Below are 21,663 nucleotides of genomic sequence, written 5' to 3' on the forward strand. Positions count from 1 at the left end.
TGTACCCCTCATTATTTCTTTAATTTTTTCAGTTGTTCACCAATAATATCACTTAATTGGAAAGTAGCAGAATCAGCATTTGGCTCATACTGACTATAATCTTCAGTTACATTATTTTCCTCAAGCGCTTCTTTTATACTTAAAGAAATACGTTTCTCTGCTACGTGAACTTCAAGTACTTTCACTTTTACTTCTTGTCCCATTTCCAATACTTCATTCGGATTTTTCACGTGACGATTTGCAATTTGAGATACGTGTACAAGCCCTTCAACGCCCGGTAAAATCTCAACGAATGCACCAAATGTAACAAGGCGTTTTACTACTCCCTCACGAATATCTCCAGCTTTTATTTCGCCAGCAACGTTTTCCCAAGGTCCTGGTTGAGCTGCTTTAATTGATAAAGAAATACGTTGTGTATCAGCATCAACAGATAACACCTTTACCTTAACCTTTTGACCTTGCTCTAACACTTCAGAAGGTTGCTCTACACGTTCGTGTGAAATTTGTGAAATGTGAACTAAACCGTCCACTCCACCAACGTTAACGAATGCGCCAAAGTCAGTTAATCGTTGTACTGTTCCTTCAACAACGTCCCCTTCTTTTAATGAAGAAATTGCTTCTTTTTTCTTAGAATCTAGTTCTAATTCTACTACCGCTTTATGCGAAAGGATTACACGATTTTTTTCACGGTCTAATTCAACAATTTTCACCGCTAATGTTTTACCTTTATAGTCAGTAAAGTCTTCTACATAATGTACTTCTACAAGTGAAGCTGGAATAAAACCGCGAACACCAAGGTCCACAACTAATCCGCCATTCACAATATCTTTTACAGTAACATCAAATACATGACCAGAAGTAAATTTCTCTTGTAGTTCTACCCATGCTTTTTCTGCATCAACAGCACGTTTAGATAAGACAAGATCATCTTCTTCTAATTTAATAATTTTCAACTCTAGTGTTTGATCTAATTCTACAACATCGCTTGCTTTTTCAATATGAACGTTAGCTAATTCACTAATTGGAATTACGCCATCTGTTTTGTATCCAACATTTACAAGCACTTGTTTCTCTTCAACCTTCGTTACAGAACCTGTAACAACGTCACCAACTTGTAATTCTTTTGAATCCATAACTTCTTCATTCATTTTCTCTACCATGGAAATACCTCCCTACAGAATTGACAAAGCATTTTTTATGTATATACGAAATGAAAACAAAGTTTTCATTTGCATGTTTAAGAATTTCTCATCACATACTCTTTTTCAATAACATTCACAAGAAAATATATTAAACCTATATAAATAGTATACAGCAAAACCAGCTTGAAAAAAGTATGTTTTGAAATATAATAGCGAATATATTCTGACAGTTTCATTCCTCTTTAACTAACTTCTTACAAATCAGCTCATTTGTCAAGGAAAGAGACTCACAATTCACGTATCCTTTACATTTCTATTTAAACAAAAAAAGAAAGAGGACTATCCCCTTTCTTTATTTCGCAAACACTCCAGAAACAATGCTCATAATTTTTTGGACAACTTCTTCAATTGATAAAGAAGTCGTATCTAATTCCAATGCATCATCAGCCTTTTTTAGTGGAGAAACTTCGCGTTCTGAATCTAATTTATCACGCTGAGCAATTTCTTCTTTTAGCTGCTCTAAATTAGAATCGAAACCTTTATTTAAATTTTCTAAATGTCTTCTTTCCGCTCTTTCTTCAACAGAAGCAAGCATAAAGATTTTCACTTCAGCATCCGGTAATACATGTGTACCAATATCACGGCCGTCCATTACAACGCCGCCTTTTTTCGCTAACTCTTGCTGACGACGTACCATTTCTTCACGAACAAGGCGATGTTTCGCTACAATAGATACTCGATTCGTCACATCAGGTGTACGAATTACTTCAGAAACATCTTGTCCATTTAAAAATACAAGCTGTGTATTTTCTCCTTGCTGAAACTCAATATTTACATTCTTTACAACTTCCATTAACTGCTCTTCATTTTCAATGTCTACTTTTTGTTCAAGGGCTGCATATGTAAGCGTACGGTACATTGCGCCTGTATCAATATAAACGTAAGAAAGTTCCTTCGCAACAACTTTTGCCACTGTACTTTTCCCAGCAGCTGCTGGACCATCTATAGCAATTGAAATTCGTTTATCCATTGTAACACCTCATTTTTTCACTTATAAAACAAAACGAAAAGCAGGTGTTCACCCTGCTTCTTCTCATTTGCTTCACGTCATTAAATCCTCAATTATTGTAGCATAATCCTTCATAGAAGAAAATGAAAACTACCTATTCACCTGCAAGATTTCCACTTTGTTTTTTACCATGACACCTTCATAATAAACAATTTTAGATAAATATTTCACTGATGACTTATGTATAAATAACAATTGCACAACAGAAAGACAAATGAATTGTATTATTAATATACGAATAAAAATTCTCTCCATCTTTTTCACCGGAATTCTTCCCTCCTATACTATATTTGCACATTTCGTTTCATGATTTTATACATCGTACATATAGCAGTTAATTTTATTGTCATTTTCGAGGCATACTTTTATACATTTCCATTGTCGAATTTACTCAAAACATGTTATGTTCTAAATGTATTTTTTTACTTGAAAGGGGTATAAGCATTGAAAAGAATCCTAGTTTTACACACAGGTGGAACAATTGCAATGGAGGAAGATAAAGAAACTGGGGTCGTACAACCAGGTGAAAAAAATCCTCTTTTAAAATTCATTCCTGATTTAGAAGGCGATGTTGATTTAATCGTTGAAGATGTGTTCCACCTACCATCTCCTCATATGACACCGAGCGAAATGTTACAATTACAAGTCATCATTGATGAAAGAGTAAAACAAGACAACATTCATGGCGTAGTCATTACGCATGGCACGGATACATTAGAAGAAACAGCTTATTTCTTAGATTTAACAGTACAAGCAACTATTCCGATCGTAGTGACAGGTGCAATGCGCTCTAGCAATGAGTTAGGTGCTGATGGTCTATATAACTTCTTATCAGCTGTAAAAGTTGCTAGTTGTGATGAAGCTGCAGAAAAAGGTGTTTTAGTCGTATTAAACGACGAAATTCATTGCGCTACAAATGTAACGAAAACACATACAAGTAATGTTGCAACATTCCAAAGCCCACAATACGGACCAATTGGAATGGTAACAAAACGCGGCGTTGTCTTCCATCACGCTTTAGTACATCACGAAACATATACGATAAACAAAGTGTCTAAAAATGTAGTTGTTCTAAAAGCATATGCTGGCATGGATGATACATTATTAGCAGCAATCGAAAATCTTCCTGTAGACGGCATTGTTATCGAAGCTCTTGGACAAGGTAATCTCCCTCCAAGAACACTACCTAGTCTAGAAAGATTATTAAATAGAGGTATTCCTGTCGTATTAGTTTCTCGCTGTTTCAACGGTATCGTTCAAGACGTATATTCGTATGAAGGTGGCGGTAAACACTTAAAAGATATGGGCATTGTATTCACATACGGCTTAAATGCACAAAAAGCACGCATTAAATTACTTGTTGCATTAGAGAATACAAATTCTCATGAATCCATTCAAAATATGTTTATGCACGAATAAAAAGGAGCTGTCGAGGTTTTCCCGACAGCTCCTTTTTATTTTTCTCTTGATGCAATGGTTTGCGCAATCGCATCTCCATGAAATCTCCCGTTCTCGATAAATATTTCATTTGCATTATTTCCAGCAGCAATGACACCTGCAATGAAAATATTTTCAGCATTCGTTTCCATTCTATCCTCTGTATAAATTGGACGTCCTGTTTCTTCATCAATCTGAACACCCATCTTCGTTAAGAAGCTATGATCAGGATGATAACCAGTCATCGCAAATACAAAATCGTTTTTGATTGTAAGAGCTTCACCATCAACTGTAAACGTTAATGTATGCTCAGTAATTTCTTTCACATGAGCCCCAAAATGCATTTGAATTGTACCATTTCGTACTAACGCCTCAAATTCCGGCAAAATCCAAGGCTTTATGCTTGGTGAATACTCACTTCCACGATACAGTACCGTTACACGTGCACCAGATTTAACAAGTTCTAACGCGGCATCTACACTCGAGTTTTTCCCACCTATAACTACTACATCTCGATCAAAATAAGGATGCCCCTCTTTAAAATAGTGAGCTACTTTCTTCAATTCCTCACCTGGAACATTCATATAATTTGGATTATCATAATATCCAGTTGCTACAACAATATATTTCGCTATATATATTTCCTTACTTCCGTCACGCTTTGTCGTCTCAACCTGAAAAACTTCTCCATCTTTTTGAACTTTCTCCACTCGCTCAAAAGCATTTACACGTACAGATTTACGTCTTACTACTTCACGATAATACGCAAGCGCTTGATTTCGAACTGGCTTACGATTTTCTGTAATAAAAGCTACATCACCAATTTCTAATTTTTCACTAGAAGAGAAAAATGTTTGATGAGTTGGATAATTATAAATGGCATTTACAATGTTTCCTTTTTCAATTACTAACGGATTTATCCCTACCTTTTGCAACGAAATTGCAGCCGCTAATCCGCACGGACCGCCTCCGATTATAATAACTGTTTCTTTCTGCATACTCGTCCACTCCTAGTCTTCTACCAATACACTATTTATAAAAACAAGAAAAAACCTACTTACAGCAGTAGGCACCTATCTTTATTGTATTCATTTTTCATATATTTGTCATCTAAACGAAACGTACATCCGATAGACATCTGCTAAAAACTGCTGAAATTTAATACCTTGTTTCCCTAATACATTCTCAGGATCAATCTTTCTAGCTGGATCAAGCGTTTTATGTGACACGATATCTTTTTTCGGATTTAAGCCAAAGTTTTGGCATAAATACGCATGATACCATGTAAAACGATTATATGCTTCCCAAAAGTTAACATCACCACCATAACAAAGTTCCACTCCAATGGCCGCCTTATTCGCGTCATAGCCATATAAGTCATTATCCGTCGGCACACCATATCGAACATGATACGCAACTTCATTTATAGGAATAATCTCCAATATTGTTTTATCATCTATAAATGTATGCGCCGAAGCTTTCGGTTGTAATTCATTAAAGTAATCTCGATTCCCTATCGCATTGCTTCCAGGATTCCCCGTATCATGGCTTACAATAAATCTCACTTTAGTCAGAGGAATCCCCGGTCGTGAACTTCCATATCCAATATAGTTGCGCTCTATAGGAAACATCGCCATTGCTACCAACTCCCGCTCTAGAAGATTACCTTACTTCCTTATATATGTATTCGGTAGCAATGTCCTTATCGCATATTTCTTACGCGAAGAGAAAATCGAAAATATTTGAAGTGAACACCATAAACAACAAGATACTTACAGCCACTCCATAAAAACCGTAAAACCAAACACAATCTTCTTTCGTATCTAAACCGAAAAATTTATTTACCGATTGTAATAATGTGCCACGCTTGCTTTGTTTGTTTCGTAATACTTCCACTCGCTCTACAACATCTGCTGGCATCATAAATCTTTGGTCTACTGTCATTTTCATCATTTATCTCTCCTTAAAATCATTTCCGTTTTGTTTATCTAAGGAGAGTATAGCACGTTTGTTCGTATAGAACAAGCGTTCTTTTTATTTTTATTTTATTTTTCAGCAAGCCAAGTAAAAATCGAGATTACAACGGCAATAATCGGCCCTACTACAACCACACCAAATACCAAAAACAGTAGCCCTTCCCCGAACATCCGAACGGTACTTATTTTTCGAGCTTTCATCGTTCTTGCAAGTTCTCCCTCTAACCTCTTAACCTTCTCTTCTAATTGTTCTACTCGTTCCAGCATTTCATTCTCCATATACAACACCTCATTTAATACTTCAACAAAAAAACGTGATTCCCTCGAAAGGAAATCACGTTTTCTCAAGATATAATATTTTATACCCAACCTCTGAAGCGGCTTGCTTCAGCCATTTTACGAACACCAACCATGTACGCCGCTAAGCGCATGTTCACTTTACGAACTTGTGCTGTTTCATAAATAGAATCAAATGATCTTACCATTACTTTTTCTAAACGTTGTTCTACTTCTTCTTCAGTCCAGTAGTAACCTTGGTTGTTTTGTACCCACTCAAAGTAAGATACTGTTACACCACCAGCACTTGCTAACACGTCTGGAACAAGCAAAATTCCGCGATCTGTTAAAATTTTAGTCGCTTCTAATGTTGTTGGACCATTTGCAGCTTCAACAACGATTTTTGCTTTAATATCATTAGCATTTTCTTCTGTAATTTGGTTCTCAATTGCAGCTGGTACTAAAATATCGCAATCAAGTTCTAACAATTCTTTGTTTGAAATTGTATTGTTAAATAGCTTTGTTACTGTACCGAAGCTATCACGACGGTCTAATAAATAATCAATATCTAATCCGTTTGGATCATGTAACGCGCCGTAAGCATCTGAGATTGCAATAACTTTCGCACCTGCATCATGCATAAATTTAGCTAAGAAGCTACCAGCATTACCGAATCCTTGAACAACAACGCGTGCACCCTTAATATCAATGCCACGTTTTTTAGCAGCTTCGCGAATACAAATTGTTACACCTTTCGCTGTTGCTGTTTCACGTCCATGTGATCCACCTAATACAAGCGGTTTACCTGTAATAAATCCTGGTGAATTAAACTCATCAATACGGCTATACTCATCCATCATCCACGCCATAATTTGAGAGTTTGTGAATACATCTGGAGCTGGAATATCTTTCGTCGGACCTACGATTTGGCTAATTGCTCGTACATAACCGCGGCTTAATCTTTCTAACTCACGGAATGACATTTCACGTGGATCACAGATAATTCCACCCTTACCTCCACCATATGGTAAATCAACAATACCACATTTTAAACTCATCCAGATTGAAAGTGCTTTCACTTCGTTTTCTGTTACATTCGGATGGAAGCGAATTCCACCTTTCGTTGGACCAACAGCATCATTATGTTGCGCACGATATCCTGTAAATATTTTAACAGTCCCGTCATCCATACGAACTGGTATTTTCACTGTCATCATACGAATTGGTTCTTTTAATAATTCATATACTTCGTTTGGATAACCCAATTTTTCTAACGCTTCACTAATAACAATTTGTGTTGAATTCAATAGTTCAAAATGTTGTTCCCTTTGTTGTTGTGTTTTTGTTTGAGTTCCCTTTTCGGCTACCATAGTAAGTAAACCCCCTGTAATTTCACTTGTTTAGTAAACCTTCATTGCCTAGTATACACCCTTAAATTTGGAATGCAATAGAAAACGCTAACAAATATATACAAACTATTTTCTGTTGCAAGCGTTTTCACTATTATTATAGTCCTTTTATTACTTTTAGAAAAGTAAAATACTTAAATATTTAAATATTTTTTATTTTCATCAACCACACTCCCATAAAACTGCATATTTTATTTTCAAAAAGTATGTTCGAGTATTTACAATCATCCCTTCCCTTCTCCAAATAAAAACAAAACCTCAGCTATGTTGTATTAGCTGAGGTTTTGTTTTTTCACAAAGTAATTGTGTATTTGTTCTATCGCGTTAACATCCATTAATTCTTTACCGTACTCCATGATGCGATAAATGGTTGCTGTAGACGGATTACCGTATTCCGCTAAAATAGCTATAAAATCCGCCTTTAACAATTGAATTTGTTCCTCTTCTTCCACCCAAAGATAGAAGCGCTCATCCCACGTATATAGCTTTCCGCCAGTTACACCAAGGTTATATAAGCGATTCGACAGGTTAATTACGTCATCTAGAGTAGCAAACTCATATAATATATGCTCACTTTCATCTAGAGTCACTTGCATTTCAATAAACTCGTCACGGAACTCATCATCTGTATCCATTTCTTGATTTTCTTTCGTTACAATTACAACCATCCCTTGTGCTTGTAGAGAAAACACTTCAACTGCAATCGGACCATCTGCTTCAAACCCTAATTCCTTATTTGCTTCTTGCATCATATCACGAAATAATTGCTGTACTTTCGGTGCATTTCTCCATAAATCTTCTTTCGTTAATCCTCGTTCAGATAAATCATCAAATGTTAGAAAAATTTTTATCTTATTGTAATTTAATCGTTCCAGCCTCATCTCATACCCTCCCTACGTAACCAATGCATCTAATTTTTATTATATGAAATAGAAAATAGATGGTTCTTTTCGAACAACTATTCCGACATTTTTAACCATCCATCCCATTCTTCTTTCGTATCACCAATTAAGATTGTTTCAATGTCCAACTGGTTTAGAACGCCTAGCTTTCCGATAAATCCAACAGAAAGAGATTCCCTTTTTTCTTGTAATAAATTTATAAAGTTCATCGTCTTTTTCATTTCTTGTTCGTCAGCAAAAGATATAAATACATATTTCGGCTGTATTTCCTCTACCGCTGATAACATACCATCTTCAGCTAAGCTTGTCCTAATATATATCGCCTCATATCCTTTTAAGCGTAAATAAGTTGAAAAAATAAATCCTTTCAATGCATCCTTTTCTAACACAATAACTTTGTGTAAAGAGGAAAACATTGAGGCATTGTGATACACCATCCCTAGACGCGTTTGTAAAAATGATAGTGCATATTGAAATTGCACCATTAAAATCTCATTATTATTTTTTGACGTTAATAATTTGTCTGTCACTCGAAGAACGATACTGGCAACAACCTTTTCAGTTGAATATATACTAAAAGCTTCGTTTAATAATGCAGCAATTGTAATTTCATCAAATTTTAACAAAGCTTGTAGCAAATCGTCCACTAAAACAACTTCTTTATCGAAATGTATCTCTTTTTGAACTGTACTCTGCAAACGATTCTCTTCTAATAACTGAACTGCTTGTCCAATCATCATACCGGAAGAAACTTTTTCCATTAACCATTTTAAAATTTGAATATGCTCTTCTGTATATAAGCGATGCCCAGCTTGATTCCGCTTTGGGGCAATAATTTGATATCGTCTTTCCCATGCACGAAGCGTACTCGGCTGAACTCCAATTATATTCGAAACGGCTTTTATATTATATTTCCCACTAAAAGTTGGCATCATTTCCCTCCGCACAATGTAATGATATGTGTTTGAGCAGGTGCTCGGAAACGAAGTGGTATCAATGTTGTTCCATACCCATTACTAACAAAGAGAATCGTATTCAAATGGTTATATACGCCACCTTTTAAATATTTTTTAGATGGGAATAATCGGATTTGTCCTCCATGCGTATGTCCACTTAACACAAGTGAAATCTGTTCATTTCCAGACATTTTTTTTATTATATCAGGGTTGTGACTAACTAGGATACGAAAACCATCTTCTTTACAATCCGCCAATGCCAAATCTAGACGATCACGGTGCAATCCAACATCATCTATACCGAGCAAACAAATTTTCTCTCCTAATTCAGACTCAAATACCACTCTTGTATTATCTAAAACTTTTACGTTATTTTCTAATAATAACGCATCTAATTCATGATATTCTATCTCATAATCATTGTTTCCCCACACAAAATATACAGGACCTATCTCTCTTAACTTTTGAATATTCGCAGAGATTTTTGATAAAGAGACACCTTTCTCTGCTAAATCTCCTCCGATAATTACGAGATCTACTTTTCCTTTTACTTGTTCAATTAACAAATTCGAAATGACCCTTCTATGAATATCAGAAATAAAAAACACATTTACTTTTTGAAAACTTTTCGGAAATTCTTTAAATACTAAAGTATGTTCCAACACCGTATTACGCATCGCTTCTTTATACATCACAAAAAGTAATAAAATCCCCATGCCTATGAGAGTACTGAATAATATAATCCATATCATATTTTTGACTCCCTCCTCATAAAGATAATCCTAGGCTTTTATAACAAACTGTGATCGCTTAACTCGCTAGCTTTCTTGCTTTGTGGACTTATCTTTTATCGGAATTTTTAATTCTTGACCCGCACTCACTTCATCTTCTTGCAAGTTATTATACTTTTTAATTACTTCAATTCCATTTCCATCTGAAAAATATTGCTTCGCTATACTTTCTAAAGTTTCTCCCTCTTTCACAGTATGCGTTATTACTTTTTCAGAATGTTTCTGCGACTCAGATTTAGCTGAATCAAAGAAGATTACTTCAAACGCACTTTTTCCAGCATTATTACTATCACCCTTCACCTGAATATATTTATCCGTGTACCACAAAATACTAATCGGCAGCAGAATGAATAGAAATGTTAAAACCCGGACGAAAATGTGATTTATTTTAAACTTTTGTTTTTTCTCTTTATTTCTATGAATTTCACTACGCGGCGGTAAACTTTCTTTTTCTTCCACTCGCTCAACTTCTAATTCCTCTTCAAAATCAGGAATTCGTTTCCTCATGTTGTTCACCACCACCTTCCATTTATTTTCTTAATTGGAGTCCCATTATAAAATCAACAAGAAAGTGTGCAAAGATTGTTATAAACAAATTTCCTGTCCATTCAAATACATAACCAAAGACAAAACTAATGAAACAGACGAAACAAAACAAAAATGGCTTTGTTATATAACGAATATGTAACACTGCAAATACGAAGCTCGCAATTACAATTCCAAAATGAGTCTGTACTACACCTCTAAATAAAAATTCTTCTGCAAAACCAATCAAGAACGTAATAACGAGTAAGTGTAGAACGGACATTCCTCGAAACATCTTATCGTTAATACCACCATCATCAAACCAAGACTCCGGAAACACTCGCATTGCAACATAATCTAATAACACAATACCAATCGCTAACAAACCACCTATAATAAGTATAGATACTGGTTCCCATTTCCATAAATTAAAGACTTCTTTTACATCTTGAAATAATATATATGCCAGTAAACAGCCAATACCGATAATAATTAACTGTGTTATGTATAGATTCAGCCTTATTTCCTGCGGACTCATATCTTCAACATTATGCCTTTGAATGTTCATCATTCCCCCATCTTTTCTAGGCCGAAAAGCTTTTGTAACTCTGTTTCCCAATTATAGTCGAAATCCGATTGTTGCGCTCGTCTTTTTTTATAATCTTCTTTGGTAATACCGCAATAATCGCAGCAATTCATTAACTCTTGCTCTTTCCTATAACCGAACTGTTGCAGCACATATTCACGTCTACACCCTTTAACTTGTATCCATGACTTCATATTTTCTAGCTCACTATATTTATTACGCAACCTTATTTCTACTTCAGCTATTAATCGGTTCATGATTTCATCTGACAAACCTTCTAATAATAATCTTCGTTGTTGTATAATTCCAACCTGTTCGAGATGATAACGAACGAAACGCCAATATTGCTCATTAAATCTTGCTGCATTATAACAAATTTCTTCTACATCTTCTATTGGTAATTCCTTCGTTTGAAACATTCTTTCTTGTAGTAAAGAAAATAAAAATTGTATTTGTGACTTACTTGGCAATTCATCCTCAATGATTGAAATTGGTAAATCATGATCCAACGGACTACATAATAAAATAGCTATACTCGGTTCGCCATCTCTTCCAGCTCTTCCGATTTCTTGTAAGTAAGAGGCTATATTAGTTGGATAATGAAAATGAATAATATATCGCGTATTCGCCTTATTTACCCCCATACCAAATGCACTTGTGCATATTACAAGTTGCAATTGATCGTTCATAAACTGCTGTTGAATTAACATACGCTCTTCATGTTCCATACCACCATGATAAAAAGCTACACCAGTAACACCTTTCCCTCTCAAGTATTCCGTTAACCTTTCTGTCCACGCTCTACTTGAGCAATATACAATCCCCGGCCCTTGTAAATACATCACCTGCTCTAAAAGCGCCTCTTTCTTTTCTTCTATCGTCTCTACAAATTGCACATCCATTGCAATATTAGGACGATCAATAGAGTATACATGTTCCGCGGCATCCTTTAAATTTAAACTATCTGCGATATCCTGCAGTACCCCTTTTGTCGCTGTGGCTGTCAATGCTAATACTGTAGGAGAACCAATATTTTCAATAACTACATTTAGTTTTTTATAGTCCGGTCTAAAATCATAACCCCATTGAGAAATACAATGAGCCTCATCAACAACAAATAATGAAATATGAATTTTCTTCAATTCCCTAATTAATAACTCCGACTGCAACATCTCTGGTGAAACAAAAATAAATTTATATGAAGATAATTTTTTCATCGCTTCTCTTTTTTCATTTAATGTCCGAAAACTATTAAATGCTATCACTCGGTTTTTCACAACATACTTTAATTGTGTCACTTGATCTTCCATTAAAGATAATAACGGTGATACAACAAGCACTGTTCCTTCTCGCATAAGCCCCGGAAACTGATAGCACATAGATTTCCCTCTTCCAGTCGGAAGCATTGCTATCACATCTTTTCCTTCTAATAAATCTGTAATTACTCCTTTTTGACCTGGACGAAATTCAGAATATCCAAACCACTTATATAAATATTCTTCAAGTTTCATTTACACCCTCCATCCGCGCTAATACAAGACGAACTTCAAAATAAGAGATATCTTCTCCAACCGCTTGTTTCAAAACACGTAACTTCCGCGTTTGCAATGCTTCAATTACTTTTATTACTTTGTCTATCTTTTCTTTTTCCATAAACATTTCAATAGAAAAATCTTTTTCTCGCAAAGCAATTTCAACAAAATGATCTTCTATCGTTGCAACCTTTAAATTCCGAATCGTCGCTATTTCTTCTAAAGAACGTCCTTGTCTCCAAAAATTATATGTTTTTTTCGTGGATAAACTAAATAATTCAGCTCTCTCATTTGGATAAGATATAATTTCAGCTAATAGTGGAAATTCATTTTCTTTATCACGAACTTCTTGTATAAAGAAATGTATTGTACCCCAAAATAAAAAATACACCCTGAATATATCTTGTTTCGTAATTTCTGCTAATTGTTGCAATGTACAACCAATGCGTTCATAACCTGTTAATCGATATGTTACAATCGTCGCTTCTATCGCATTACTCTTTTCTAAAAGATTATGTACTTCCGTCCATAGTTTTCTCGCCAACTCACTTCTCTTATATGGCCTTCCTGTTAGAAAACGTTTCACCCACATCATTATTTCTGTATCTTGCTGAATTGGAATAAACCTCGTATTATTCTGTTGTAAATTTGATATGGTTTGAATAATTAATGATAATCTTTTCCAAAATGTTTCACCTAATTCACCATAATGTAAACCATGCAAATGCGCCGGAAAAGCATAAACTTCCTCCCATTTATGTAACTGCATTTTACCCGTAGGTGTTAACACATATGTATTTTCATGTATTTCTTGAATAAAATCCGCTTGCAACAACTTTGCAACTTCACCATCATAGTCATTTCTATTTAATGATTTATATATTCCGAACAAAAAAGAAATTCGGAACATATTTCCATCTTGTAAAGTTTGCGAAGAACGTTTGCCCTTTAGTAAATAATAAATAGAAGAAACGGTTCTTTCACCATTCAATTGTTTTAAACAATGCAACAAAGTATATTGTATTTGCATGACCGCTTCCACCTTCCAATCTTAACTTCATTCTTTTCAGTACAATTACACTATCTACTGTCGCTCATTAAACTTATCATATAAGAACTATATACTTGTATATATTCTATTGTATCAAACGAAATCATATTTACGTATTTTGAAAATCTTATGACATAATTCAAAAATAAGTTGACACTCTAATTGATAAGCATTATCATTATAATTTTATGTTGAAAAGTTTTACAAACCGTTTTACAATAAGGTTATAATTTTTATGGCGAGCTTTTCACATACATATTATCAGGAGGGAAAAAAGATGGCAAAATATACAATCGTTGATAAAGATACTTGTATTGCATGTGGTGCTTGTGGCGCTGCTGCACCAGACATTTATGACTATGATGATGAAGGTATTGCATTTGTAACATTAGATGATAACCAAGGTATCGTTGAAATTCCAGATGTATTAATTGAAGATATGATGGATGCATTCGAAGGCTGTCCAACTGACTCAATTAAAGTTGCTGACGAATCATTCGACGGAGACGCTTTAAAATTCGAATAGTCTTTTATTAACTTCAAAAAATGCCCCTCATATTGATGAGGGGCATTTTTTGTATCTAAACTTTATTTTCCTTAATAAAAAACCATTAGTAGTTTCACACTACTAATGGTTTTAGTATATATTATGCATTTTTCATTTTTGCAAACACCCATACTTTCAGGCGTGAGAATAATGCTACAAATACAATTGTTACAACAATCCCTTTAATTAAATTAAATGGTAAGATCGCCGTTACAACCGTTGTTCTTATAGCTTCGCTAGACATAGCCGGTGAATTTAAAAACCAAGTGTAAGCCGGGAATATGATGATGTAGTTTAATACACTCATAATAAGTGCCATTGTAATTGTCCCTAGCATTAATCCTGTAGTTAAACTCTTCACAGTACGATACTTTCTAAATAAGAAAGCTGCTGGTCCAATAAATAAACATCCTGCAATAAAGTTTGCAATTTCTCCAACTGGTACTCCCGTTAAACTTCCTTGAATCCCGTAATGTAAAATGTTCTTTATCGCCTCTACAATCACTCCTGCTACTGGTCCAAAGATAATTGCTGCAATTAGAGCTGGTACATCACTAAAATCAATTTTCAAAAATGGCGGAAGCCCTGGGAACGGGAAATCCAACATCATTAGTAAATATGCAATACTACTTAGCATCGCTACACTCACCATCTGCACTACACTGTTTTTTTGTTTCATCTTTCTCTCTCCTTTTCCATCGATCATCTCATGGAAAGTGGAAAGGTTCTGCTATGCCTATTTTTTCATAGAACGAAAAAACCCTTTGTGTTTTACACAAAGGGAGAATTTAAGGCACATCAAACAGACGTTCAAATCCATATCTTTTTTGAACGCTTGAACCTCCATCTTCTCCCATCCAGACTATACTGTCGGCTTTGGAATCACACCAAATCCTGCCTTAACGGCTCGCGGGCTTAGAACAAAATCATAAATAGTTCATCACCGCCGGTCGGGATTTTCACCCTGCCCCGAAGATAGACCGATATTCTATTTTCCCCTTCATTATACAACAACCTCATAACATTGTGAACTAAAAAATTGTAACTTATTTAAAATTAGTTATTTATTTTTCGTAACAAAAAATAAATTGCGAGATATTTTACAATACAATCCATATTTTTTATTATTCGGCATTTCTCTTTTGAATTACCTAGTCATATATAATTAAAAGTGATAAGATATTGAATTGTTAAGATAAGAACATTTTCTGAGTTATGGAGGAAATGTCATGAAAAAAGACAAGAGACATTCTATTCGAGAAGCAATGAAAAAAAACTTAAGAAAAGAATACTTTTACTTAAAAAAAGAATTACTTTTCTACTGCCCAATTGATTTAGGCACATTCTCAAACGAGACATACTATGCTACTTTCGATGAAGATGGCATCAGTATTTATCAGTATGATAAAAAAACAGAAAGTAAATTAAAATTGTGTGAGCGTCATCCGTGGAAGAGTTGGAATAAAGTGAAGATTGATCACTATTTGACAACTTCTCAATTTATTTTTCAGGGTGAGCGAAATTGGATCTTATCTCTTTTTCAAAAAGGAAAAGAAGCTCAAAAAATTATTGAAGAGCATACATCTTTACAAACAGAAGTTGTTTCCCGCTCTTTCTTAAAAAAACTTCCTGGTTTTCGTTCTAATACACCACTGAATAAATACATCGGTAGTATTTGTTACACTGCACTTATTGCATTTTTATTAAAATGGATGATTCCATTTCAAGCACCACAAATCGCCCTGTATTCTATTTCGATTGGTTGTATGCTTCTTGGCCTACTTTGTTTGACAATCGGTTTAATTGAACCGACTATCGTACTGTTTCGAACAAAAGAGAAAACAAGAACAAAAGTTTTTTACTTATATAGCTATTTAGCTATTTCTGGATTTATATGTGTCTTTATTTTTTGGTAAAAGAAGCCGTCCCAAAATAAATTTTGGGACGGTTTTCTTTTAGATATAGATGCTCTGATTCACTCAATAGTTCTAGCAAAAGCGCCCATATAATTTCATTTACATTGAATCTTATTTAAAAAGAACATAAATTTGTTCAAAGTTTAATTTTTGAGGCGTTTCCTTTACTTAACATATAATTGTTGATTAGGATAAATTAGCTCTTGCTGCAATCCATTTTTTTCTTTAATTTCCTTAAGTGTCATACTAAATTTCCGTGCAATACTAACTAAAGTATCGCCTTTTTGTACGACATATAATGACGAAGAAACAACTTCATTTCTTTGTTCACTTAAAACAAGCAATGGGTTCATCGCATTCTTTTTCGCCATCGTCCATCTTCCTTGATGAAGTTCTAGATGTAAGTGCGCACCTCGCGATTCTCCCGTGTTCCCTACTTCTCCAATTTTTTCTCCTTTGGAAATATAATCTCCTTGATTCACATATCTCTTATTTAAATGTGCATATACAGCCTCATATTCTCCGTGTTTAATAAATACAACATTTCCATAACTACTTGAATAATAAGACCTCGTTACCTTACCATCTTGGATAGCTGCCACAGGCGTTCCAATCGGCGCAGCTACATCAACACCATAGTGTTTTCCATGCCTTGTCCCAAAATAATCACTTATCTGACCTTCAACAGGCCATGTCCATCGATTTTCTTCTGCATAAACATGTAATTGAGATACAAACAGTATACTCAATAACATGACACCGCATTTTAAAACTTTCATATACATCCTCCGTTTTCTAATTACCACCATACCTTCTCTATTTTGGTATATTACAGAAAAAAGTATACAAAAAAAGAAAGTGAATTACTCCACTTCCTTCTCTTTTTTATCACGAAAAACTAATGCACTACGGTTATACTCCACATCTTTCACTTGTAATCGGGCATTTATTACTCGAGCTATCGCAAACAAATAATCAGATAATCTATTTACATACTTTAATACAACTTCATTTATTTTCACTTCTTTTTGCAATGATACTATAGAGCGTTCTGCTCTCCTTACAACAGTACGTGCAATATGAATAGTAGCCGCCGCCTCGCTACCACCTGGCAAAATAAAGCGTTCTAGTGGCGGGGCTTCTTCTATATATAAATCAATCTTTCTTTCTAAACTTTCAACCATCTCAATTGTCACTTTATAAGGAATTTTTTGTTCCACTATTGCCAAGTCTCCTCCACAATCAAATAGTTCATGTTGAATATTTTCGAGCTCATTGTAAATATCTATAAAAGCCCCACCTTGAAGCTTAGTCATTGCATATCCAATATGAGAATTTGCCTCGTCTATTGTTCCATACGCTTCCACACGGATATCATCTTTATCAACCCTGCCACCTATTACACTTGTCGTTCCTTTATCTCCTGTTTTTGTATATAATTTCATTTCTTCACAGCACCTCTCTTGTTATTCTTTATTCGAGCAACATAGAAAAAAGTTCTACCATTCTTTATTTAATTGAGTTTACAAAAAAATAAAAAACAGCAGAACTTTATTCATTATCAACTTTAAAAACGCATATCTAAATTATACGATTCGGTAAATATACAGAGAATGTAGTTCCTTCTCCAACAACACTTGATACAGAAATTTTACCATCATGGCCTTGAACAATATTTTTCGCAATCGCAAGCCCGAGTCCTGTTCCACCCTTTTTCCCACGTGTTCTTGCTTTATCAGCTTTATAGAAACGATCAAATAAAAATGGAATATCTTCTTCTGGAATGCCTGCACCCGAATCTTGTACTTCAAAAATAAGACCGTTATTTTTCGTATCAATTACAAGCGTTACATGTCCGCCTGCATTCGTATGACGTATTGCGTTATCAATTAAATTCGTCAATACTTGTTCCATACGATCTGCATCAAACGGGTATTGTTCAATTGGATCTTTGAAATCAACCGTTAACGCGACCTCTTTATCCTTTGCAATCCCTTGGAATTTACGACCAATTTTTTCAACAAACGGATGTATATCCACTTCACCAATATGTAACTCTACATGACCGCTTTCCATACGAGCTAAATCTAACAATTCATTTACAAGTTTACCTAAACGAACAGATTCATCATAAATAATTTGAACAAACTCATCTATTTCCTCTTTCGTTTGCACAATATCATCTAAAATCGCTTCACTATACCCTTGCAGCATGACCATTGGTGTACGAAGTTCATGTGATACATTCGCAATAAAATCTTGACGCATCTTTTCAAGACGACGTTCTTCCGTCATATCTCGCAGCACTGCTACAGCTCCACGAATTTTCGTTTGATTGTAAAGCGGCGTCATAAGAACTACATAGTTTCCTTTTTGTAAATTAATTTCAACAACTTGTTGTTGTTCGCTTTCTACAACGAGATGGAATAATTCCACAAGTTCAGAAGGTAATTTTTTACTTAACTCTATCTCTTTTTCTTCTTGCCAAACTTGTAAGAAATGTTCGGCCGGCGGATTGATTACAACGACTTCACCTTCTTGATTTAACGTAATAACCCCATCTGCCATACTACTCAAAATACTTGCTAACTGCTCTTTTTCTTGTTGCAAGGCGTTCATATTAAACTTCAACTGTTTTCCCATTTGATTTAAGGCCGTTGCAAGCTCACCAATCTCATCCTGAGATACCATAGGAGCCTTTGCATCAAACTTCCCACGTGACACTTCAAAAGCAACCTCACGCATTTTACGAAGCGGTGCTGTAATCCGAGTAGATAAGAAGAACGCAAAGAAAGTTGTTAATATGATCGCAATTCCAGCCGATAAGAAAATAAAATCAGTTGTTCTTTCCATACCTTGTATCGGTACTTGTAAAGATTCATATACGAACACTGCACTTTGATTTTTTGATTGCACTGGTTTTCCGACGATCATAATATCATTTTCGGTGTTTTTATTCTTCCTACTATTAGACGCTTTTCTAATATTATTCTTAATTTCTTTTTTGTCTGTAAACACAGCCGATAATTCTTTATCTTCTTTTAAGTCATCCATTGTAAGAGTGACTAACCCTTCTTGTTTCGGTGAAGAAGAGATTTCTTTACCATCTTCTACAATAATAATCCTTGAAAGTGGGTCAGAGAATTTGTAAGCGATATTCTCAATCGTTTTTACATCGGCACCTTCTTCAATTAACTCTGAAACACTTGTTGCAACTTTTTGAAGCCTAGCTTCACTCATATCAACATAATACGTTCTAAAAAACTGTGAAAGTAAAATCGCAACAAATCCAAGAACAAACGAAACGAGAAGTAATATGGTCATCCATAACTTCCCTACTACACTTCTCCAAAGCATCAGTCGTTCACAACCTCAAATTTGTAACCTACACCCCAAACAGTAACGATCATTTTCGCAGCATCTGGTGATTTTTTGCTTAACTTCTCACGTAAACGCTTTACATGTGTATCAACTGTACGTAAATCTCCGAAGAATTCATATTGCCATACTTCTTTTAACAGTTGCTCACGATCGAATACTTTATCAGGAGCTTTCGCTAAAAATAATAGTAACTCATATTCTTTCGGCGTTAAGTTTACTTCATTACCATCTGCAGTAACACGGTGTGCATCGTTATCAATTGTTAAGTGCGGGAATACAGTAACATCTTTTGTCGTTGTATCTTGTGTAAAGAATGTTGTTGGTACAGCACGACGTAATACCGCTTTCACACGTAGTACGACCTCACGTGGACTAAATGGCTTTACAATATAATCATCTGTTCCAACTTCAAATCCTTGTACTCTATTTACTTCTTCACCTTTTGCTGTCAGCATAATAATTGGTGTCGCTTTCTTCTCACGAACCCCTTTACATACTTCAATGCCATCTTTACCAGGCATCATAAGATCTAATAAGATTAAATCGTAATCATTTTGCAACGCCATTTCTAAAGCTGTATCACCATTATCTGCTTCTTCAATCGTATATTGTTCTCTTTCTAAGTACATTTTCAATAAACGACGAATACGATCCTCATCATCTACAATTAAAATTCTTGATTCATTTTCCATCTCTACCCGCTGCGCACTCTCACCTCAGCGGTTCACACCTACCCTTCTTTAACTATTATGTTGCGCTATTCTTGTTTATTTAAGCAATCTTCTAAATGTTTCACTTCCCATATTATGCTTCACAAGAATAATAAATTTTGTTCAATTTTTTTCCAAAACTATGTATTTTTTTTGAACAGTATATAATGTCCTCGACATCATTTTACAAAATCAACCGCTACTTTGTCATGTTTTTCTCAAAAAAGAAGAAAAGTTGACAAAAATAAAATAGGAAAGTGACATGCACTCCCCTATTTTATTTCTCTATGCATATGAATGTAAACCGGCAATAATTAAGTTTACTACAATAAAGTTAAACATAATGATTGCAAAACCAATTACTGCAAGCCAAGCTGATTTCTCTCCATGCCACCCTTTAGATAATCGTAAATGTAGTACCGCAGCATAAAAGAGCCACGTTATAAGTGCCCAAACCTCTTTCGGATCCCAGCCCCAAAAGCGCGTCCACGCTATTTGAGCCCAAATCATCGCAAAAATTAACGCTCCTAATGTGAACACTGGGAATCCAATTGCAATAGATCGATATCCGATTTCATCTAGTAGATCACTATTCGTATTCTTTACTAACGGCTGAAGTGCCGCCGATACTCGCTTCCGTAAAACAAGTCTTAATACAATATACAGTAATGTTCCAACTAACACTGACCAAATAACAGTATTTAATTTTTTCGCATTTACAATTGCTGGAACTTCAACTGCCGGTTCTAATTTATTTTCTGTCAGTAACTTCCCTTCATGCGGTCCAACTAAAGCCGGAAGATTGTACTTCATTTCCGCTTGCTGTTCATTTTTGTCAATCCATTGAAACTTCGCTTCATATTTCATACTAGAAAATACCGTTGTTACCCCAATAAATCCAACTGTACAAACAAGTGTAAATACTACCGTCTCTAGCCAAAATGTACGTTTACTTCTCGTCGATTGATCTACATTTTTCAATAAATACATAACGCCTGTAATAAAACTAATCGCTAAAATGGCTTGTCCTGCTGCTGCAGTCGTCACGTGAATATGTAACCAATTACTTTTTAAAGATGGAATAAGCGGAGATATTTCCCTCGGAAACATACTTGCATAGGCAATTAATAAAAGCGCAACTGGTAATGCAAATAGACCGATTATGCTTACACGGTACATAAAATACATAACAATAAATGCTCCTACAAGCATCATGCCGAAAAATGTACCGAATTCAAAAAAGTTACTAACTGGCGCATGCCCTGATGCAATCCACCTTGTAACAAAATATACTGTTTGTGCTATAAACCCTAAAATTGTAATCGTTATTCCTACATTTGCCCATTTATGACCCTTTTCTTTAATGGCTCCCCCAAAAAATAGAGTCGCAATTAAATATAAAATAAATGCGGTAAAGAGAAAGTTACTACTTATTTGCACCATATCGTTTCCCCACC

Annotated in this window: 24 protein-coding genes and 1 riboswitch; of the genes, 3 read left to right on the forward strand and 21 right to left on the reverse strand. The window is 34.9% G+C overall.

Annotation, left to right across the window (positions count from 1 at the left end; translation table 11 throughout):
* Positions 1–11 precede the first annotated feature (11 nt).
* The 3 genes from rpsA to HMAS_RS27715 form a co-directional block, all read right to left on the reverse strand.
* On the reverse strand, positions 12–1,160 hold the full coding sequence (gene rpsA, locus HMAS_RS16710; RefSeq protein ID WP_000229559.1) for a 30S ribosomal protein S1: 1,149 nt from the start codon (positions 1,158–1,160) through the stop codon (positions 12–14).
* A gap of 334 nt (positions 1,161–1,494) precedes the next feature.
* Positions 1,495–2,172 (reverse strand): (d)CMP kinase, encoded by a 678-nt coding sequence (gene cmk, locus HMAS_RS16715; protein WP_000361252.1) that lies wholly within the window; start codon positions 2,170–2,172, stop codon positions 1,495–1,497.
* Positions 2,173–2,301: 129 nt separating this feature from the next.
* Positions 2,302–2,475: a YpfB family protein gene (locus HMAS_RS27715; protein WP_000738057.1), complete on the reverse strand. Its 174-nt coding sequence runs from the start codon at positions 2,473–2,475 to the stop codon at positions 2,302–2,304.
* Positions 2,476–2,655: 180 nt separating this feature from the next.
* On the opposite strand from HMAS_RS27715, the gene ansA reads away from it, so the two are divergent.
* Positions 2,656–3,630: an asparaginase gene (ansA, locus tag HMAS_RS16720; RefSeq protein WP_000822010.1), complete on the forward strand. Its 975-nt coding sequence runs from the start codon at positions 2,656–2,658 to the stop codon at positions 3,628–3,630.
* 35 nt (positions 3,631–3,665) lie between these two features.
* On the opposite strand, the gene HMAS_RS16725 is transcribed toward ansA, so the two are convergent.
* The 12 genes from HMAS_RS16725 to HMAS_RS16780 form a co-directional block, all read right to left on the reverse strand.
* A complete protein-coding gene (locus HMAS_RS16725) occupies positions 3,666–4,646 on the reverse strand; it encodes a YpdA family putative bacillithiol disulfide reductase (protein WP_001168524.1) in 981 nt (326 codons plus the stop codon).
* Between the two features lie 108 nt (positions 4,647–4,754).
* Positions 4,755–5,285 (reverse strand): peptidoglycan recognition protein family protein, encoded by a 531-nt coding sequence (locus tag HMAS_RS16730; protein WP_001240655.1) that lies wholly within the window; start codon positions 5,283–5,285, stop codon positions 4,755–4,757.
* A gap of 79 nt (positions 5,286–5,364) precedes the next feature.
* The gene (locus HMAS_RS16735; protein WP_001983018.1) at positions 5,365–5,601 is read right to left on the reverse strand and encodes a DUF3961 domain-containing protein; all 237 of its coding nucleotides are present in this window, start codon (positions 5,599–5,601) and stop codon (positions 5,365–5,367) included.
* A 92-nt stretch (positions 5,602–5,693) separates the two neighbouring features.
* The gene (locus HMAS_RS16740; protein ID WP_000426763.1) at positions 5,694–5,903 is read right to left on the reverse strand and encodes a hypothetical protein; all 210 of its coding nucleotides are present in this window, start codon (positions 5,901–5,903) and stop codon (positions 5,694–5,696) included.
* Positions 5,904–5,983: 80 nt separating this feature from the next.
* Complete coding sequence (gene gudB, locus HMAS_RS16745; RefSeq protein WP_000225173.1) at positions 5,984–7,270, reverse strand: NAD-specific glutamate dehydrogenase; 1,287 nt, start codon at positions 7,268–7,270, stop codon at positions 5,984–5,986.
* A gap of 311 nt (positions 7,271–7,581) precedes the next feature.
* Positions 7,582–8,190, reverse strand: a complete 609-nt coding sequence (locus tag HMAS_RS16750; RefSeq protein ID WP_001235402.1) for a genetic competence negative regulator — start codon at positions 8,188–8,190, stop codon at positions 7,582–7,584.
* Between the two features lie 77 nt (positions 8,191–8,267).
* Positions 8,268–9,143, reverse strand: a complete 876-nt coding sequence (locus tag HMAS_RS16755) for a MerR family transcriptional regulator (RefSeq protein WP_116344929.1) — start codon at positions 9,141–9,143, stop codon at positions 8,268–8,270.
* The gene (locus HMAS_RS16760) at positions 9,143–9,919 is read right to left on the reverse strand and encodes a metallophosphoesterase (RefSeq protein WP_000637791.1); all 777 of its coding nucleotides are present in this window, start codon (positions 9,917–9,919) and stop codon (positions 9,143–9,145) included. The genes HMAS_RS16755 and HMAS_RS16760 overlap by 1 nt, the downstream gene beginning before the upstream one ends.
* Before the next feature lie 66 nt (positions 9,920–9,985).
* Positions 9,986–10,465, reverse strand: coding sequence for a LysM peptidoglycan-binding domain-containing protein (locus HMAS_RS16765; protein WP_001231553.1), 480 nt, complete (start codon positions 10,463–10,465; stop codon positions 9,986–9,988).
* 22 nt (positions 10,466–10,487) lie between these two features.
* Positions 10,488–11,051: a CPBP family intramembrane glutamic endopeptidase gene (locus HMAS_RS16770; protein ID WP_001025780.1), complete on the reverse strand. Its 564-nt coding sequence runs from the start codon at positions 11,049–11,051 to the stop codon at positions 10,488–10,490.
* Positions 11,051–12,580 carry an ATP-dependent DNA helicase RecQ gene (recQ, locus tag HMAS_RS16775; RefSeq protein WP_000762971.1) on the reverse strand — a complete coding sequence of 510 codons (1,530 nt, stop codon included), beginning with the start codon at positions 12,578–12,580 and terminating at the stop codon, positions 11,051–11,053. The genes HMAS_RS16770 and recQ overlap by 1 nt, the downstream gene beginning before the upstream one ends.
* Positions 12,570–13,631 (reverse strand): helix-turn-helix domain-containing protein, encoded by a 1,062-nt coding sequence (locus HMAS_RS16780; protein WP_001167004.1) that lies wholly within the window; start codon positions 13,629–13,631, stop codon positions 12,570–12,572. Before HMAS_RS16780 ends, recQ begins: the two co-directional genes overlap by 11 nt.
* 298 nt (positions 13,632–13,929) lie before the next feature.
* On the opposite strand from HMAS_RS16780, the gene HMAS_RS16785 reads away from it, so the two are divergent.
* On the forward strand, positions 13,930–14,178 hold the full coding sequence (locus HMAS_RS16785; RefSeq protein WP_001151993.1) for a ferredoxin: 249 nt from the start codon (positions 13,930–13,932) through the stop codon (positions 14,176–14,178).
* A gap of 121 nt (positions 14,179–14,299) precedes the next feature.
* Here the strand turns inward: HMAS_RS16785 and HMAS_RS16790 are convergent, their stop codons facing one another.
* Positions 14,300–14,878, reverse strand: coding sequence for an ECF transporter S component (locus HMAS_RS16790; protein WP_000810856.1), 579 nt, complete (start codon positions 14,876–14,878; stop codon positions 14,300–14,302).
* A gap of 162 nt (positions 14,879–15,040) precedes the next feature.
* Positions 15,041–15,180, reverse strand: a riboswitch (FMN riboswitch).
* 248 nt (positions 15,181–15,428) lie between these two features.
* Between HMAS_RS16790 and HMAS_RS16795 the strand changes: the two genes are divergently transcribed.
* Positions 15,429–16,115, forward strand: a complete 687-nt coding sequence (locus tag HMAS_RS16795; RefSeq protein ID WP_000710837.1) for a hypothetical protein — start codon at positions 15,429–15,431, stop codon at positions 16,113–16,115.
* 164 nt (positions 16,116–16,279) lie between these two features.
* Here HMAS_RS16795 and HMAS_RS16800 read toward each other — a convergent pair whose 3' ends face one another.
* The 5 genes from HMAS_RS16800 to resC form a co-directional block, all read right to left on the reverse strand.
* A complete protein-coding gene (locus HMAS_RS16800; RefSeq protein WP_000866123.1) occupies positions 16,280–16,894 on the reverse strand; it encodes a peptidoglycan DD-metalloendopeptidase family protein in 615 nt (204 codons plus the stop codon).
* A gap of 84 nt (positions 16,895–16,978) precedes the next feature.
* Positions 16,979–17,560 (reverse strand): cob(I)yrinic acid a,c-diamide adenosyltransferase, encoded by a 582-nt coding sequence (locus HMAS_RS16805; RefSeq protein ID WP_000781266.1) that lies wholly within the window; start codon positions 17,558–17,560, stop codon positions 16,979–16,981.
* Positions 17,561–17,696: 136 nt separating this feature from the next.
* On the reverse strand, positions 17,697–19,472 hold the full coding sequence (gene resE / locus HMAS_RS16810; RefSeq protein ID WP_000964687.1) for a sensor histidine kinase ResE: 1,776 nt from the start codon (positions 19,470–19,472) through the stop codon (positions 17,697–17,699).
* A complete protein-coding gene (gene resD, locus HMAS_RS16815; protein ID WP_000426861.1) occupies positions 19,472–20,188 on the reverse strand; it encodes a DNA-binding response regulator ResD in 717 nt (238 codons plus the stop codon). Before resD ends, resE begins: the two co-directional genes overlap by 1 nt.
* 303 nt (positions 20,189–20,491) lie before the next feature.
* Positions 20,492–21,649 (reverse strand): cytochrome c biogenesis protein ResC, encoded by a 1,158-nt coding sequence (resC, locus tag HMAS_RS16820; RefSeq protein ID WP_000250079.1) that lies wholly within the window; start codon positions 21,647–21,649, stop codon positions 20,492–20,494.
* Between the last annotated feature and the right edge of the window lie 14 nt (positions 21,650–21,663).

This window comes from Bacillus sp. HMA207 (assembly GCF_003402455.1).
Taxonomy (GTDB): Bacteria; Bacillota; Bacilli; order Bacillales; family Bacillaceae_G; genus Bacillus_A; species Bacillus_A cereus.

Coding starts and splice junctions, on each gene's coding strand:
- rpsA (WP_000229559.1), bottom strand. CDS start 1,160: ATGGTAGAGAAAATGAATGAAGAAGTTATGGATTCAAAAGAATTACAA.
- cmk (WP_000361252.1), bottom strand. CDS start 2,172: ATGGATAAACGAATTTCAATTGCTATAGATGGTCCAGCAGCTGCTGGG.
- HMAS_RS16725 (WP_001168524.1), bottom strand. CDS start 4,646: ATGCAGAAAGAAACAGTTATTATAATCGGAGGCGGTCCGTGCGGATTA.
- HMAS_RS16730 (WP_001240655.1), bottom strand. CDS start 5,285: ATGGCGATGTTTCCTATAGAGCGCAACTATATTGGATATGGAAGTTCA.
- HMAS_RS16735 (WP_001983018.1), bottom strand. CDS start 5,601: ATGATGAAAATGACAGTAGACCAAAGATTTATGATGCCAGCAGATGTT.
- HMAS_RS16740 (WP_000426763.1), bottom strand. CDS start 5,903: ATGGAGAATGAAATGCTGGAACGAGTAGAACAATTAGAAGAGAAGGTT.
- gudB (WP_000225173.1), bottom strand. CDS start 7,270: ATGGTAGCCGAAAAGGGAACTCAAACAAAAACACAACAACAAAGGGAA.
- HMAS_RS16750 (WP_001235402.1), bottom strand. CDS start 8,190: ATGAGGCTGGAACGATTAAATTACAATAAGATAAAAATTTTTCTAACA.
- HMAS_RS16755 (WP_116344929.1), bottom strand. CDS start 9,143: ATGCCAACTTTTAGTGGGAAATATAATATAAAAGCCGTTTCGAATATA.
- HMAS_RS16760 (WP_000637791.1), bottom strand. CDS start 9,919: ATGATATGGATTATATTATTCAGTACTCTCATAGGCATGGGGATTTTA.
- HMAS_RS16765 (WP_001231553.1), bottom strand. CDS start 10,465: ATGAGGAAACGAATTCCTGATTTTGAAGAGGAATTAGAAGTTGAGCGA.
- HMAS_RS16770 (WP_001025780.1), bottom strand. CDS start 11,051: ATGAACATTCAAAGGCATAATGTTGAAGATATGAGTCCGCAGGAAATA.
- recQ (WP_000762971.1), bottom strand. CDS start 12,580: ATGAAACTTGAAGAATATTTATATAAGTGGTTTGGATATTCTGAATTT.
- HMAS_RS16780 (WP_001167004.1), bottom strand. CDS start 13,631: ATGCAAATACAATATACTTTGTTGCATTGTTTAAAACAATTGAATGGT.
- HMAS_RS16785 (WP_001151993.1), top strand. CDS start 13,930: ATGGCAAAATATACAATCGTTGATAAAGATACTTGTATTGCATGTGGT.
- HMAS_RS16790 (WP_000810856.1), bottom strand. CDS start 14,878: ATGAAACAAAAAAACAGTGTAGTGCAGATGGTGAGTGTAGCGATGCTA.
- HMAS_RS16795 (WP_000710837.1), top strand. CDS start 15,429: ATGAAAAAAGACAAGAGACATTCTATTCGAGAAGCAATGAAAAAAAAC.
- HMAS_RS16800 (WP_000866123.1), bottom strand. CDS start 16,894: ATGAAAGTTTTAAAATGCGGTGTCATGTTATTGAGTATACTGTTTGTA.
- HMAS_RS16805 (WP_000781266.1), bottom strand. CDS start 17,560: ATGAAATTATATACAAAAACAGGAGATAAAGGAACGACAAGTGTAATA.
- resE (WP_000964687.1), bottom strand. CDS start 19,472: ATGCTTTGGAGAAGTGTAGTAGGGAAGTTATGGATGACCATATTACTT.
- resD (WP_000426861.1), bottom strand. CDS start 20,188: ATGGAAAATGAATCAAGAATTTTAATTGTAGATGATGAGGATCGTATT.
- resC (WP_000250079.1), bottom strand. CDS start 21,649: ATGGTGCAAATAAGTAGTAACTTTCTCTTTACCGCATTTATTTTATAT.